This is a genomic window from Hyphomicrobium sulfonivorans (genome assembly GCF_013306565.1).
GTDB classification, from domain to species: Bacteria; Pseudomonadota; Alphaproteobacteria; order Rhizobiales; family Hyphomicrobiaceae; genus Hyphomicrobium_A; species Hyphomicrobium_A sulfonivorans.
In genome coordinates, this window is the sequence record NZ_PZPO01000001.1 from 602,644 (window position 1) to 618,877 (window position 16,234).

5 protein-coding genes are annotated in these 16,234 nt (G+C 62.9%); all 5 read left to right on the forward strand.

The features are described from left to right. Nucleotides 1-11: 11 nt before the first annotated feature. The 5 genes from C6Y62_RS02805 (at nt 12) to C6Y62_RS02825 (ending at nt 16,221) form a co-directional block, all read left to right on the forward strand. Nucleotides 12-3,503, forward strand: a complete 3,492-nt coding sequence (locus C6Y62_RS02805; RefSeq protein ID WP_173952686.1) for a helicase HerA-like domain-containing protein — start codon at nt 12-14, stop codon at nt 3,501-3,503. A 642-nt stretch (nt 3,504-4,145) separates the two neighbouring features. Continuing rightward, on the forward strand, nt 4,146-6,551 hold the full coding sequence (locus C6Y62_RS02810) for a transglycosylase domain-containing protein (RefSeq protein ID WP_173952687.1): 2,406 nt from the start codon (nt 4,146-4,148) through the stop codon (nt 6,549-6,551). A gap of 293 nt (nt 6,552-6,844) precedes the next feature. Further along, the gene (locus tag C6Y62_RS02815; RefSeq protein ID WP_173952688.1) at nt 6,845-9,937 is read left to right on the forward strand and encodes a hypothetical protein; all 3,093 of its coding nucleotides are present in this window, start codon (nt 6,845-6,847) and stop codon (nt 9,935-9,937) included. A gap of 152 nt (nt 9,938-10,089) precedes the next feature. Continuing rightward, nucleotides 10,090-10,662 (forward strand): hypothetical protein, encoded by a 573-nt coding sequence (locus C6Y62_RS02820; RefSeq protein ID WP_068461981.1) that lies wholly within the window; start codon nt 10,090-10,092, stop codon nt 10,660-10,662. A 303-nt stretch (nt 10,663-10,965) separates the two neighbouring features. Further along, nucleotides 10,966-16,221 carry an alpha-2-macroglobulin family protein gene (locus tag C6Y62_RS02825; RefSeq protein ID WP_246274247.1) on the forward strand — a complete coding sequence of 1,752 codons (5,256 nt, stop codon included), beginning with the start codon at nt 10,966-10,968 and terminating at the stop codon, nt 16,219-16,221. Nucleotides 16,222-16,234: the final 13 nt, after the last annotated feature.

The window sequence follows — 16,234 nt, forward strand, 5'->3', positions numbered from 1 at the left end:
ACCGTCGACTGATGCAGCTTAATCAAGCTTCCCCACAGCCAGCTTCCGACCGGCTGTTCTCAGCGTTCGAACACTCCATCACGTGGGAGGACGATATCTGGCGGGCTGATCCCGTCGATGTTGTCGAGGTTCACGCCAAGGCACGCCGCAAGTTTTCCGAGCTGCTTTCCGGCATCGTTTCCGGTCGCGGCCCCGGCACGCAGGATCGCATTCTGCTGTTTCACGGCCAATCTGGCGCTGGCAAGACGCATCTTCTGCGTGCGCTGCGCACTTCTGCGCATCGGGAAGGCCGCGCCTATTTCGGCTATGCGCAGATGACGCCGGATGTCGCCAACTACGCCGATTATTATCTGCGCCGTCTCGTGCACTCGCTGGAAAAAACCTACGACCCGGATGCTTCCGGCGAGAGCGCTCTGGCACGCCTGACGAGCCGCATGATCGACAACGCCGATGTCGATCCCAAGGATCTGCAGAACCTGCGCGAAGCAAGCCTTGATGAAACGCGGCTGGCGCAGCTCGTGCTGAAGATGGCCGACGACATTTTAGCTTCGCCCCGCTATGCCGAGCTCGAACTCGACATCAACGTCGTCCGCGCGCTGCTGTATCTCGAGCGCCGCGATCCGCGCATCGATCAGCGTGTGCGCCAGTATCTGCATGGCCGCCCGTTGACGGAGCTTGCCCATCAGGCTGTTGCTGCGCTCGACCCCAATGACGGCGAAGATCGCGCATTCGAGATCATCGCCGCGCTCGGCGGGCTGATGTGGAGCATCGATCGCGCGGCACTGGTGTTCTGCGTCGATCAGGTCGAGGACTTGCGCTTCTTTTCCGACGCTGAAGAACGCTTCCAGCGCGCGGTGCGCGACCTCATCCAGATGGCCAACCGGGTGCCGAACGCCATCCTCATCATCTCGTGCCTGGAAGATTTTTACGGCCAGGTGCGCGGCGTTCTCGCACAATCCTACATTGACCGCATTGAGAAGTCGGGGCCGGTGGCGCTGCTGGAAAGCCGCACGCCGGAGGAAGCGCGCCTGATCATTGCGAAGCGGCTGGCGCACATCGCCGAAGCCGCTGAGCAGGGCACCCATTATTCCGATCCGTCGGCATACTTCGGCCCGCAGTTCTACGAGGAATTCGCCGGTCTTTCGACACGCCGACTGTTGGAGCACGCCTACAATCGGCTGCGCACCAAGACCACGTCGGACGAACCCGACGACGAAGAGACAGAAGACAACGCAAGCGTCGCGCAGTCGGAGCCTAGCGGTTTCATCTCGCGGCTCGCGGCGGCGCTTGGCCTCGGCGTGCCAGAAGAGATGGGCGGCGCTCCGGCATCGACGCGGTCTGCTGGTGCAAGCGTTGCACCCGCTTTTGACTATCGTGAAACGTGGGAACGTTTCCAAAGCGCATCCGAAGCTGAAATTCCTTCTGACGAGAGCGAACTGCTGGATGTGCTGGCCGGTGCTATGCCGCTGGCACGCGACGAGTGGGCCGGCACGCTGCAGCTTTCCGTCGAGCGGCTTGAGCTTGGCGATGACGTGGCAGCGCTCGACTTTACACTGCGCCACGAACAAGGCTTCGCCACCGATGGGCGCGTATTCATCTGCAATCGTCCGACGCAGGGCGGTGGCCTGAAGCGCCAGCTTGACCGTGTGCTTTCCAGCATGGGCACCAAGCAGTGCTTCATGCTGCGCGCTTCAGATTTCCCGCCCAACCGCAAGAACCAGACGGCGCAGGCCGTGCGCAAGTTCCGCGAAAATGGCGGTCGCACGCTCACCGTTCCCATCGCCGAATGGGAGCGCATGATGATGGTGCGCGAATTCCAGACCCACCATCGTCTCGATCCAGGTTTCATGGATTGGCTGGCCGGCGCGCGGTTGTTGTCGAACCTCACGGTCATTATTCAGTTGTTGCGGCTCGATCTGCTTGGGCGCACGTTGCCGCGCTCGGCCATGATGGAGTTGCATGGCGTGCATCAACCGGAAGCGCCTGCCGCCGGTCAGCCGGATGCAGCGACACCGGCGCGCGGCCTGATGGGCACACTGGAAACGATGGCGCCCGCTGCGCCGGACGCTGCACATGCAGCTGATGCTGTCGACGAAGAGGGCTCAGACGCTCCCGTTGTTGCCGAGGCGGAGGAACAGCTCCCGCTGTCAGTCATCCTCGATGAAAACAGCGACGGCGACAGCATTTTCGGTGGCCGCGAGCTACGCCCTGGCGGTCGCCCGGTCACGCTGAACAAGAACGTTCTGAAGCGTCACGCTGCGGTGCTGGGTGGTTCCGGCTCCGGTAAGACAACGCTGGCGCTGAGCCTCATCGAACAGCTTCTGCTGCGCGGCATTCCCGCCGTTCTGCTGGACCGCAAGGGCGATCTTTGCTCCTACGCCAACCCGGATGTCTGGCGCGAGAACGACGAGGAATTTTCCGAGCGACGCGGTGAGCGCGAAAAGCTGGCCGACGCGATCGACGTTGCAGTGTTCACGCCGGGACGCTCTTCCGGGCGGCCAATTTCGATCACGCTGCTGCCCAACGGCATCAACGAATTGCCCGACCACGAGCAGCAGCTGCTGGCGAACCTTTCGTCCGCCGCGCTCGGCGAAATGCTGCATCTGAAGAACTCGGCAACCCATCAGAAGCAGTCGGGCACGCTTTCGGTTGCACTGCGCATTCTGGGTTCGCGCCACAGTCGCGAAGTGACGCTGGCCGATCTCATCAACCTGCTTGAGGACGAAGATCCCGAGCTTTCCGATCTGACGCAGCGCATGGATCCGTCCGGCAAGCTGCGTCGCGACCTGGTCGCGCAGCTCGACAGTCTCCGGCACCGTAACGCGTCGCTGTTCGAAGCGGGCGGCGAAACGCTCAACATGGAATCGCTGCTTGGGCTTGGACCTCATGCACGCGAGGGCCGCACGCGCCTTTCCATCATCTACACAGGCTTCCTGGGCGACAACGAGAACATCCTGTTCTGGGTCTCGCAGTTCCTGTCCGAAGCGCTGCGCTTCTGCCAGCGCAACCCGAACGATGAGCTGCAAGCCGTCGTGATGTTCGACGAGGCCGACCTTTACATTCCGGCCAACGCGAAACCGGCAACCGCTGAGCCGCTGCAGAGCCTTCTGAAGCGCGCCCGTTCGGCCGGTCTCGGCATCATGCTCGCTACTCAGTCGCCGGGCGACCTCGACTACAAGAGCCGCGATCAGATCACGAGCTGGTTCATCGGCCGCGTGCGTGAGGATACCGCGCTGCGCAAGCTCAAGGCCGCATTCCAGAGCGAGTCCGGACTCGACCCGGCGGCGGTGCTGCCCGGCCAGACAGTCGGCGAGTTCCATCTGGTGCAGGAAGGGCTGGTGCGTTCGATGAAGGCGCAGCGCTCGCTGATCATGGCGGAGCAGGTGCCATTCGACCGGATCGAGCAGCTTTCGCGGGAAACGAAAGGGCAGGACGAGCGCCAGCTCCGCCTTTTCGACGCGCCGCTGCGGGCCATCGCGGGCGGTCTCAGCAAGCGTGGCTGATGCAAATCGGCCACGCATCCACAGATTGCTGATCTCTTGAGCAAACCAGCCTGCGCAGTCGGCAGGTCGCACGACATTGTGTGGCGCAACCGGCGCAAGCCTTTGGCTAGACACCAATTTTTACTGGTACAGGCGCCTCGACAACTTCGCCCTTGCGCCTAATCTCTTCGCACTTGCGAAGCGACTCAGGGCTGACTCAGCAAACAACGCGTGTCAACTGCTTTATTCTGATGTAAATTATACATGTCGCTGAACATTAAGGGGGCTCAGCGGCAACGTCTTGAACGGGTTGCTAGTTTGCGAGTTGGGCGCCGCTGCGGCATTGGCGGCGTTCGTGCGGGGTATAGTGTTATGGTTGCCAAGTCTTTCATGATGCTTGTCGTTGCGACAGTATTGGGGCCGGCAGTGGGCGTTGGTCTTTTTGTGCTGTTGAATACGTTCTGACAGGTGGCTTCCTGCAGCATACGTATCGTTGGCGCGATTACCTCGGGGCGCATTAGCTGCCCGCGCCGTATCGCGCTTGCGCCATGCCACCGGGCCAATGTCGCCATAAAAAACGGCTAGCTGTAGCTTGTGTCGAGCGCCTCCCGCGCTCGTTTTATTGAGCCCGCAACGACGGCGCTCAACCGCAAGCGGGCCGCCATGCTTGTTCCATTTCGCGTGTTGTTTCGGGCGGTTGAGCTGCTGCTCCTGCTACCGCTACGCATCCTGCAACTGCTGTTCAGCGGTCTTGCATTCAATCCCAGACTGGGCGTGCTGCGCTACGTGTTCGGCGCTGCGCTGGTCTATGTCGTGTTCGCGGTTGCGCTGGTCTACGTGCTGGCGCCAATCCGCGGCGAGATCGGCCATTATACGCTGGGTCCGAAGCTGCACTACGACGCCGAACGCTGGCTGGCGACGGCTCTGCACGACAGCCGCGGCAGCTTTGTCGGCACGTTTGACCCGCGCCTCGACAGCCTGCGCGACGTGAATTTCACCGGCGAAGCGATCGACTTGGGCGCCTACGTGGCCAACCCGGATCATAAATCAATACCCGTGCGTCAAGTGCCGGAAAGCTTCTGGCAATGCATCGTTTATCACGAGGACCGCAATCTGGGCGGTCTGCTCAATCCATTCGGCATCGACCTGCCCGGCGTGCTCAAAATTCCATTCTCGACAGTCCGCCGCTCGGTCGCGTCGCGCCGCCCTGTGCTGGGTGTCGGCGGCTCGACGCTGTCGATGCAGTTTGTGCGCGTGATCTATAAGACGCCGCCACACAGCAACGAGGGCGCCTTCATAAAGCTGAAGCGCAAGCTGACGGAATGGTGGCTGGCACCTGTCGTCTATCGCGAGCTGACCGCAGGCGGTGACGATGCCGGATTGAAGCAATGGGCGGCGAACCATCTCTGGCTGGCGCAACGCACCGGCGGATCGCCCCTGCACGGCATCGAGGTGACGAGCCGCATCGTGTTCGGCAAGGAGGCCGCCGACCTGACGGTGGCGGAGCAGTTCGTGCTGGCGTCGGCGGTGAACCGCCCGATCATTCTTCTAGAAGGCAGCGAACGCCTCAACGCCGTGCGCCTCGACCGCTGGCGCTACATTATAGAAGTGCGCGCGCGCACCTGCGCCGAGAAGCTCATCACCGATGAAGCACAGCAGAAGGAAGTGCTGTTCGAACTGGTCGCGATGGCGTCCGGTCCGCCGGATCCCAAGATGAAGCCGCGTCTGCACCGTGCGCTTGAGGCCCATGCTCCCGCGCTCGCAACCGTGGCGCAGGCCAACCCGGTCATCCGCGCCAACGCGCTGCTGCCATCCGCCCGCTATGGTATCCGCGAGGAGATGAAGCAGCGCTTCGGCTTTGCCTGGCGCGAGCATATCCGCGGCGTAACGACGACACTGGACGCGGCGCAGAACCTTGATTTCCGCGACAGCGCACGCACGGCGCTGGCTACCATCAACACCAGATATGCCGACCGCATTTCACCGGGCTACACGCTTGACCCGGCAGCGATCAATGACACGCAACGCAGCCCCGGCGTAGTCATTGCAGCCGCCAACGCGCGCGGCGAAATCGTGCGCTACTATGAGCAAGGTGACAACGCCGCCTATTTCGGCTCACCGTTTGCGCGCCGTGCCGACGACGGCCACTATGATGCAAACCGTGAAAGCCGCATGGTTGCATCGACCGGTAAAATATTGGCTGCAATCGCCATTGCCAACACGCTGCGCGACACACCGCAATCGGTTTATGTCGATCCGCGTGCGCCAACTGCCGGACTGGATACCTGCGCGCGTGGCAACGAACGGCAAGGCCGCAGCGCGCTGGTGTCGTTTGCCTGTTCGCTCAACGAACCACTGCTGACGCGCACCGCGCAGATTGGCCAGCGCCCCATCAAGCGACTGATAGATGGCTTCGGCTTCACGATGCCGCCGCCCAACGCAAACGGCGAAGGCACGCCGCCTTCAACCGCTGCCGTACTGGGACAGATCGCCGGCGCGCCGAGACGCGTGCACCACATGGCAGGCGCCGTGCTGGCGAGCCTGACCGGCAATGGCGCGCAACCACTGCCGCAGCCGACGCTGATCAAAAGCTATGACTTCGCCCTTTCCGAGCCCACACCATCGGACGAACTGGCCATCGTGCCGAACCGTCTGATCCGCGCCGATGGTCGCTCAACGCTGCGCGCGTTGCTGGAAGCGCCGCTATGCCACCAAGCGGCGGGACGTGCTGCGGGCACGCTGAAAGAACTGGCGCACTGGTGCGCGCGTCGCCGCAACAGCGTGCAGCTGCACTTCGCAAAGACGGGCACGCAGGTGACGGAGGATCGCGACGCGACGGTGGATGCTTGGATTGCTGGCGGTGTGCAGTTTTCTAATGGCGCCGCGTATTCATATGTCGTGGTTGTCGGCACCGGCTCGGGTTCGCAACCGTGGGCGCACAAACTGCACGCGGCCCAGGTTGCTGCGCCACTTGTGGATGCGTTGCTGGCGGATCTGGAAGCCGAGGCACTTGGTCGGCAGCCACGAAAGCGCACTGCAGGCACCCGATCCGCTGCTGCGAGCAATTAGCTTGGTGGCGCTCGACGGCCGGCTCCCTGAAGGGGAGTCGCCGAGCGCAACAAAAAGACTCCGATCACGCCCTGTGCGTAACAGGGTCGAACGCGCGATGTTTAGCTCACAGTCACCTTAGCGCCGCACTCAAGACAAAAATCGCGCGTAACAAAATCAAGGATCACTTACCGGCACGATGACAAGACACTGAAGTGCGGACGAGGCGTTGCGCGCATCGGTGGGAACGGCTTTGCGCATCAACGCGCTCAGCCGACGACCACGTGTGCGCAATCGATTGAGCGGGTTTCGAAATGTCGTTGCGGACCAATGCACCGTGGTCGCATATGCGCGAAGCAGGCGCTGGCTACGGATATGGATTTGAATCCGACAGCGATTGGGCAGAGCCCGAAGCCAAAAAACGCGACTGGAAAAAGATCGTTCTGATCGTCGGCCTGGCGGCATTATCGTGGGTTGCAACCTACGTCGGCATGCTGGAGCTGATCGAGAGCAACATGGGCTCGCTGCCTCTAGTGCATAAGGCGATCATCGGCTTTTCGGTGGCGATGCTGATGACGATGGTCGTGTGGCTGCTCGACCAGATGTTTTCGCCCATCGATTGGTTCACCCGTCTCACGTACATATTCGGATACATCTTTCTTACCCTCATTTCCGTCGGCTTCGGTTTCGGCTTCTACTGGAAGGTGCTGGAAAGCCGCTCGGAAGCTGCGCGTTCGGCGGAAAGCGCGGTTGGCCAGGTTCAGTCTGCGCTGCACGGTGCAACAACCCGCCTTGAACAATTGAATTCCACGCTAATTCAGCTTGCTGCCGTCTCAACGCAGAAGGCAACGCTGGAACGCGAAAAAGGTTCAACCTGCCCGAACTCGTCGCCGGGCGATGGCCCGCGCCGCAAGCTGCGCGACGAAGATGCCCAGCGCTTCAGTTTTGCTTCCGATTTTGTGACGGGCCGCGTGGGTTCGATCAAGAGCGACATGGCGCTGCTGGATGGCGACATGGCGAAGATCGTGAAGAACGACGCGTCAACGATGGACGCGCACGGCACGCGTAACGAATTCATGCGCTCGCTGGGACGCCGCCTTGACATGACCGTGACCGGTTTCAACGCGTTCCGCACCGATCCGCAGCTGCGCCAGATCCGCGCCGATCTTGCCGACCGCGCCGAGCGCTCAAGCTTCAGCGCCGACAACGGCAAGACGTTCGCATGCCCCGATGCACAATTGCAGGCGTCACTGCGCGGTGTGGTGCGCGCGATCGATCAACTTCCAACGCTTGAGAAACCGCAGATAGCAGCCGTTGAAGGCTCGGAAGCCACCATCGAAGCCTTCCGCCGCCTGACCGCAACGTTTGTTGGCCTGCTGTCGTTTGAGCTGCCGCCATCGGCCGATGAGCTGCGCACGCTGCAACAGCGCGCTGTGCAATCGATCGACAATCCGGCTGCATTGGCGGCGCTGAACAATGAGTCCGTCGGCCTTTCCCAGCGCGATTACATTCCGCTCGGCGTGGCGCTGTTCGTTGATCTCTGTCTGCTGCTGGTTTCAATCGGGCGGCCGATGAACCGTTTCGTTGCTACACGGCAGAGCATGATCGATGCGGAACGCGGGCCGGTGTTTCCGATCCTGTCGCGGTTTTCGCAGATCCATAACCACGACGAGATGCGCGGCACGTTCGATGTGTTTCGCGAAGTGATCTTTGAATCCGGCGGCACCTATTATGTCGCCGTGCCATTGAACGCGCCGCGCGAACACCCCCAGCGCGATGAGCTGCTGCGGGAAGCGCAGATGCTGGCCAACCTGTGTTACGCGCTGGAAGGGCAGGGTATTCTGGCGCGTCCGTGGAAAATCGCGCCGGGTCTGGTGGCGGCGCGCAAGCTGCGTCGACAGGGCTCCAAGTTCATCGAGTGTTACCGCGACGCTCAGGTGGCGCCGGTACCGCGCGCGATGCGTGCTCTTGGCGGCATGTTCATCGCCGACAATGCCGGTGAGGACAGGCCCGCGTTCAGAATTTATGCCTTCAAGCGCGGCGCGTGGCCGGAGATGATCCTGGGCGCGGTGATGGGCGCAGCGCGGCGCATGGAGACTGAGCAGCAGCGCCAGCGCGTGCTTTCGCTTGCGGTTGTAGAGGACGCGCACGTCAGGGCGGAGTTTGAGCGCTCGATCCTTGAAGACCGCGCGCCGGAAAGCGGGCGCGGGCATGCGCACCGGACGGTTGATAGCGACGCGCTCGACGTCGGTGGTGATCATGATGCCGATGAGCGGGATGTGGATCTAGCCCCGCGTCGCCACCGCAGCGAGCCGCGCAGCTATCGCCCGTTCCGGCATCGGCCGGGGATGGCTGAGGAGATGGCCGAGCCTATTCTGGATGTGGTCGGCCGACCGATCGACGACGATGATGGCTTTGCATTCGATCCCGAATGGGATGCCGCTGCGGACGAGGGGCCGGAGGAGCGGGAGCAATCCGAGCAGCCGGGCGCGGACGAGTTGCAGGCGGAAGTTTCGGATGAGATCCGTGAGCCGGTGGCAGCGCCCGTGATGGCGGCGCCCATGAAGGCGACGCCCGCATCGGCGCCTCCGGCAGCCGTGTCGCCCGCAGCTGCCACGCCGCAGCCGAAGGTCGGCAAAGAGCCGGACGCCGCGTTGCGCCAACGCTTCGGCAGCTATGCCGGGCTCGCGGAGGCCGAGCTGGCATCCTATCAGGACATCGAAGACGACGCCGACGAGGCTGAAGACGCGATCCATGCGGACGCTGAGATAGCGGCAGGGGCGGACCAGCGTCCGGCAGACGCCAACGCGTTTGGGCGCGGGGAAGCGGTAGCAATCGAGCCGGAGCAGCCCGGCAATGCGACGGCGGTGGTCGTGCCGTTCCCGCATCAGGTCGCGACGACGCCTGCGGGGGCCGAGAAATATAGTAACGGCGCTGCGGCATCATCGTCTGAGGCGGCGACTGGATCGGACCTGGCCGCACGCCTCGCCGCAGCGCTTGCAGCCTCGGATGGCAGCGAAGAACCCGGCGGCTGGCAAAGCATCGACCTGGAACTGAAGCGCGAGACAGCGACGCTGCGGGTGCCGGTAAGCCACGCCGCGCTGCCCGCCGAGTTGCTCCGGCTTGCCCGCTCAACGCCGGGCGCAACGTTGCAGATATCCGAAATCACCGCGGACGAACCGCAACTGGAACTGGCTTTCGAGACAACCCGGCTGACCGAATCAGCTCCGACACGGCCCGAAACGGTCGCCCGGATTGCTCAACTGCCATCCGATCAGCCTTTGTCGGATGCCGAGGAGGCTATGGGGGCGCAATGGGTTGCACCACTAGATGCTGATGGCGACGCCAGCGATTTCGATCAACCGGCGCTCAAACGGCCTCGGGTACTGCGCAATATGGCGGAATAAGCCGTTGTCGGATCATGCAGAAGGGCAAGCGATCTGAGGCAGCCGGCAACAATTGTTTAACCGAAATGACAGCTTAATGCTGACCAACACAGCAACAAACCCGGTGCCGCTTTCGGCGTGGCTATCGGGGACAACACGGGGGATTACGGGTCATGTCGACAGAAACACCAGCACAGGTTCATGGCCTTTCCGTCGCTGAAAAGGTTTCCAGACTTACCGCCTTTATCACCGACGACCTCGACGCACGCGATGCATTGGGTATGCGCGAAGCAGGCGATTGCTACCTGCTCATCGCCCGGTCGCCCGAAAGCCCCATCGCCCAGGCGCTGCTTTCCCACGCTGAGCGTCTGTCGGTGATGGGCGTAAGCGTCCGCGCCATCTTCAGCGAGATGGAGCCGGCCAACGGCCAGCAGGTAACCACGATTTTCAACACCTCCGCAGAGTGCCGCGTGATCCGCGACAGCCGCCTGCTCGCCGCCCACGAACAGCTCGTGCTGACGCCGACGCGGTCCTGGGTTGGCGATTCCATGCGCCGCGACCCGCACAAGCGCGACGCTCTTGAGCGCTATGCCGCCGACTGTGCCGAAACGGCCGCATTCGCCCGCCGCTCCTTCGAGAACCTGTGGCGCGCCACCACCCCCGTGGTCGCCATGCCTTCGCTGGCCTCGCTCACCCAGATGCCGCAGCTTGCCGAAAACGCAGCCCCTGACATGCGCCGGCAGTAATTCCGGCCGCCACAATTCGATCTCCGAAAGGGGGCTGATGCGAAAGCATCGGCCCCTTTTTTCATGGCTTTACCGGGGAAAGCGCCAGATCACGACAACGCCCCGCAACTGGCGGGAAAAAGCGATAAGCCGCTCCTTGTCGTCATTCTATGGACATTGGCCGCTGCTCCCTTTTCCGCCGCAGTAGACTTCTAAATAATTCAGCCTGACCGCTCCCGGCTCAGCCCTTTGATGGTGGCCCCAATGACGTTCCTTGCCCGATTACTCCTGACACTAACCATGCTGCTGCCACTGGCCCCCGCCATGGCTTCGCAAGCTAAACAAAACAGCGATCTCCCCTTTGCCCATCAGGGCGTGAAGGACGACGGCAAACGCTACGAGGACTACCTGAAGGCCAACTGGAAGCTTGATGGAAAGCGGGCCGCCGATCTGCGCCGCGAAGGCGAGCGCGCCATGCACTCCGATCCGCGCGCGGCAGCGCGGGGCTTCGCCAGTGCAGCCGTAGCCGATCCCAAGGATGTGGAATCATGGATGGGTCTGGCGCGTGCACTGCTGGCCATTCCCGCTGATCCGAACAACTCCAGCGAGCGTTACGACCTGCAGGTGAACGCCTCGGGCGCGGCCTACATCGCCTATGAGCGCGCGAAAGATAAGCCGCAGCGTGCGCGCGCGCTTGCCGTTCTCGCCAGCGCACTGGAACAGCGCTCCTACTGGCGGCCTGCACTGGATGCATTGAAGACGAGCCTTGCACTGGCCGACAATGGCGCCGTGCGCGAAAGCTATGACCGCCTGCGCGCCGAGCGCGGCTTCCGCATGACCGACTACAAGACGGAATCGGAAGCAGCGGCCCCGCGCCTGTGTCTGCAATTCTCCGAAAGCCTTTCGCGTCAGGAAACCGACTTCACCAAGTTCGTTACCGTTGATGGCAAGGACCCGCAATCGGTCAACGCTGAAGACAGCCAGCTTTGCATCGATGGCCTGACGCACGGTCAGCGCTATCGCGTGCAGTTGCGCGCCGGGCTTCCGTCTGCGGTCGAAGAAGAACTGCAGAAGAATGTCGACATTGCCGTTTACGTACCCGACCGCAAACCGTTCGTGCGCTTCTCCGGCCGTTCGTATGTGCTGCCGAGCCGTGGCCAGCAGGGCATTCCGCTTGTCACCGTCAACACCGCCAAGGTGGAAGTTGAAGTATTCCGCATCGGCGATCGCAATCTTGCAGGCGCGCTGCAGAGCGGCGACTTCCAGCGCCAGCTTCAGCGCTATGACGTGGAGCAGATCCGCAATACGTCCGGCGAGAAGGTCTTCAGCGGCACCATGGACGTGCCGCAGAAGCTGAACGAGGAAATGACCACGGCGCTGCCGGTTACCGATGCTGTCGGCGCGCTGAAGCCGGGCGTGTACATTGCGATTGCGCGGCCGACCGAAAAGTCGAACCGCAATGGCAACGAATACGGCCCCGAAGCGACGCAGTGGTTCATCGTTTCCGATCTCGGTCTGACCGCGTTCTCTGGCAACGACGGCGTGCATGCGTTTGTGCGCTCGCTGGCTGAAGCCAATGTCTCGGCCGACGTGAACGTGAAACTCATCGCCCGCAACAACGAGGTTCTGGGCACATCCAAAACCGATGCACGCGGCTATGCGCGCTTCGACGCTGGCCTGACGCGCGGCGAAGGCGGATTGCAGCCCGCGCTGCTGGTTGCTGAAAGTGCTGGCGGTGAATACGCCTTCCTCGATCTCACCTCTGGCGCGTTCGATCTAACCGATCGCGGCGTGAAGGGACGTGAAGCACCGGGTCCGATCGACGGCTATCTCTACACCGAACGCGGCGTCTATCGCCCCGGCGAGAACGTGCACATTGCCGGCCTTGTCCGCGACACAGCCGGCATGGCTGTGCCGCTACCGGTTACGCTGATCGTCACGCGCCCCGATGGCGTTGAACATGCGCGCTACACGCTGAAGGATCGCGGTCTCGGCGGACGCGACTTCACGCTGCCGCTTGCGCCTTCATCGATGACGGGCACGTGGCGCGCGAAGCTGCACACCGATCCGGAAAAGCCCGCGCTGACGCAGGTTTCCTTCCTGGTGGAAGACTTCGTGCCTGAACGGCTCGACCTGAAACTGAAGGCACCTGAATCTGCTCTGACGCCGGACAAGCCGCAGACCATCGAAGCATCGGGACGCTATCTCTACGGCCCGCCTGCTGCCGATCTGGCGATTGAAGGCGACATCGTCGTGCGCCCTTCAACGAAGGAGTTGCCCGGTTACGCAGGCTTCCAGTTCGGTCTTGCCGACGAGCGGATCGATCCGGTTCGCAAGCCGCTGGATGTTGCGACCACCACCAATGCTGAAGGCATCGCCAAGGTTGCCGTGTCGCTGCCCGCAGTGACCAAGACCGCAAAGCCGCTGGAAGCCAGCGTTATCCTGCGCATGCGCGAATCCGGTGGCCGCACTATTGAACGCACGATCACGATACCGGTTGACATCGCGCAGCCGCGCATCGGCGTGAAGCCGCTGTTCAAGAACGATCGAATTGATGAAGGGCAGACGGCTTCGTTTGACGTTGCCAGCATCAATGCCGCCGGCGCGCGCATCGGCGAAAGCGACCTGAAATGGACGCTGAGCCGCCTCGACACCAACTGGCAGTGGTATCGCCGCGACGGCTACTGGAACTATGAAGCTGTGACGCTGACCCGCAAGGTGGCGGACGGCACGATTGCAACCGGCGCGGAAGGCGACTTTGCGAAGATCGCCGTGCCGGTGGAATGGGGCCGCTATAAGCTTGAAGTTGCATCCGCCGATCCGAACGGCCCGGCCACCAGCACGATCTTCTATGCGGGCTGGTATTCCACGGCCAACGACTCGGAGAGCCCGGAAATTCTGGACGTTGCTCTCGACCGCGCAACCTACAAGCCGGGCGATACGGCCAAGCTGCGCATCGCCAGCAAGCTGGGCGGCAAGGCGCTGGTTTCGGTGCTGTCCGGCGATGTGATTTCCATGCAGGAGGTCGACATCCCGAACGGTGGCGGCGAGGCGACTGTTGCTGTCGGCGACAACTGGGGTCCGGGTGCTTACGTCACCGCGATGATCTATCGCCCGCTGGATGAAAAGCTGAAGCGCATGCCAAGCCGCGCCATTGGCGTTGCATGGCTGGGCCTCGACCAGAAGGAGCGCACGCTGGACGTTGCGATCAGCGCGCCGGAGAAGATCAAATCCGGCACCACGCTGAACGTGCCGGTGAAGGTGGATGGCCTGAAGGCTGGCGAGGAGGCTTACGTTACGCTGGCCGCTGTCGATCTCGGCATTCTGAACCTGACGCGCTTTGCTACGCCATCGCCGGAAAGCTGGTTCTATGCGCAGCGTCGCATGGGGCTGGAGATCCGCGACTTCTATGGCCGCCTGATTGACGGCATGCGTGCGGAACGCGGTTCGCTGCGCTCCGGCGGCGACGGTGCCGACATGGGTATGCAGGGATCTCCGCCGGTTGAGGCCACGGTAGCGGAGTTCTCCGGCATCGTGCGCGTCGGCAAAGACGGTACGGCGAAGGTTGACTTCGAGCTGCCGGACTTCAACGGCACCGTGCGCGTGATGGCCGTTGCGTGGAGCGCCGACAAGCTTGGTCATGGCCAGCAGGACGTGATCGTGCGCGACGCGGTTGCGCTGACGGCATCGGGCCCGCGGTTCCTGACGCTTGGCGATGAAGCACGCCTCGACATCGCGGTGCATAACGTTGAAGGGCCGCAGGCTGCGTATACGGTAGAGCTGACCAATGACGGCAAGCCGGTGCACACCGGCGCGCTGGACCTGAACACCGGTGAGCGCCGTGCGCAACACATCGCCATCAAGCCGACAGTTGTTGGCCTGACGAACTATGATGTGCGCGTGACCGGCCCCGACGGCATCGACGTGAAGCGTCCGCTGACGTTCGACGTGAAGCCGCCGGCCGGTGACATCAAGCGCACCACGGTTGCGACGCTGAAGCCGGGTGGCAACATCACGCTGAACCCGGATCTGGTGCGCGACATGATCGCCAACCGCACCCGCGTTTCGATCAGCACCGGACCGACAGCACGCTTCGACATTCCGGCGCTGCTGACCTCGCTCGACCGTTACCCCTATGGCTGCGCCGAGCAGACCGTGAGCCGCGCGCTGCCGCTGCTTTACGCCAACTCAGTTGCTAAGGGTGTGGGGCTTGCATCGGATGGCGAGCTGAAGGAGCGCGTGCAGGCGGCTGTTGATCGCGTGTTCGACATGCAGGATGGCAGCGGCGCGTTCGGCACCTGGGGTCCGTCGAATGCGGATCTGTGGCTGACCGGCTACGTGACCGACTTCCTCTCCCGCGCGAAGGAGCAGGGCTTTACCGTGAACGCGAACGGCTTCAGCCGCGCGCTGGACCGGCTGCAGAACTTCATCGCCTACGCTGAGGATTTCAAGCAGGGCGGCGAAGACCGTGCCTACGCGCTGTATGTGCTGGCGCGTAATGGCCGCGCACCGATCGGCGACCTGCGTTACTACGCCGATACGCGTCTTGATCGCTTCTCGACACCGCTGTCACGCGCTCAGTTGGGCGCAGCACTGGCGATGATGGGCGACAAGCCGCGTGCGGAAACGGCGTTCGCTTCGGCGCTGGATGCGTTGCATCTGCCGGAAGCGACGGGGCTGGGTGGCTATCGCGCCGACTACGGTTCCGACCTGCGCGACAGTGCGGCACTCATCACGCTGGCATCGGAAACGCGGATGGCGAATGTGGAAGCGCCGAAGCTGATCGATGTGGTTGCCAAGGCCTACTCCGGCCGCAGCAACACCTCGACGCAGGAACAGGCGTGGATGCTGCTGGCCGCCAATGCGCTGGCGGAGGAAGGCAACGACCTGAAGCTGATCGTCAACGGTGCCCCGGTTGTTGGCCCCGTGTCGCGGTCGCTGTCGGCGGAGACGATCCTGCGCGAACCGCTGATCGTAACCAACGATGGCGATGCGCCGGTGGATACCGTCGTGACGGTGATCGGTTCGTCGCTGACAACGGAACCGCCGGTTGCGAAGGGCTTCACCATCGAGCGGCAGTACTTCAAGCTGGATGGTACGCCTGTTGTGCTCGACAGCGCCAACGGTGGCAGCGCCAGCATCGGCCAGAACGAACGTCTGGTGACGGTGCTGAAGGTGAGCGGTGAGCAAGCCGGCGGCCGCGTGCTGCTGGTGGATCACCTGCCTGCTGGCTTCGAGATCGACAATCCGCGTCTCGTCGACAGCGGCGATGTGAAGGCTCTGGAGTGGCTGAAGACAACCGTGCAGCCGGAGCATTCGGAATTCCGCGACGATCGTTTCGTGGCAGCGTTCAACTTCTCCGGCAAGGCGGCTTCGGCAAACAACGACGCCGATGAAGCCACCGGTGAGGGCCAGGAAAACGCCTCGCCGCCAGCAAGCAGCGCGACGGTTGCCTATCTCGTTCGCGCGGTGACCCCGGGTGTGTTCGTGCACCCCGCCGCAACCATCGAAGACATGTACCGACCGGAGCGCTATGCGCGTACCGGCGCGGGCACGCTCACCGTGCAGCCGAGCAAGTGAGCCACGCAAATTG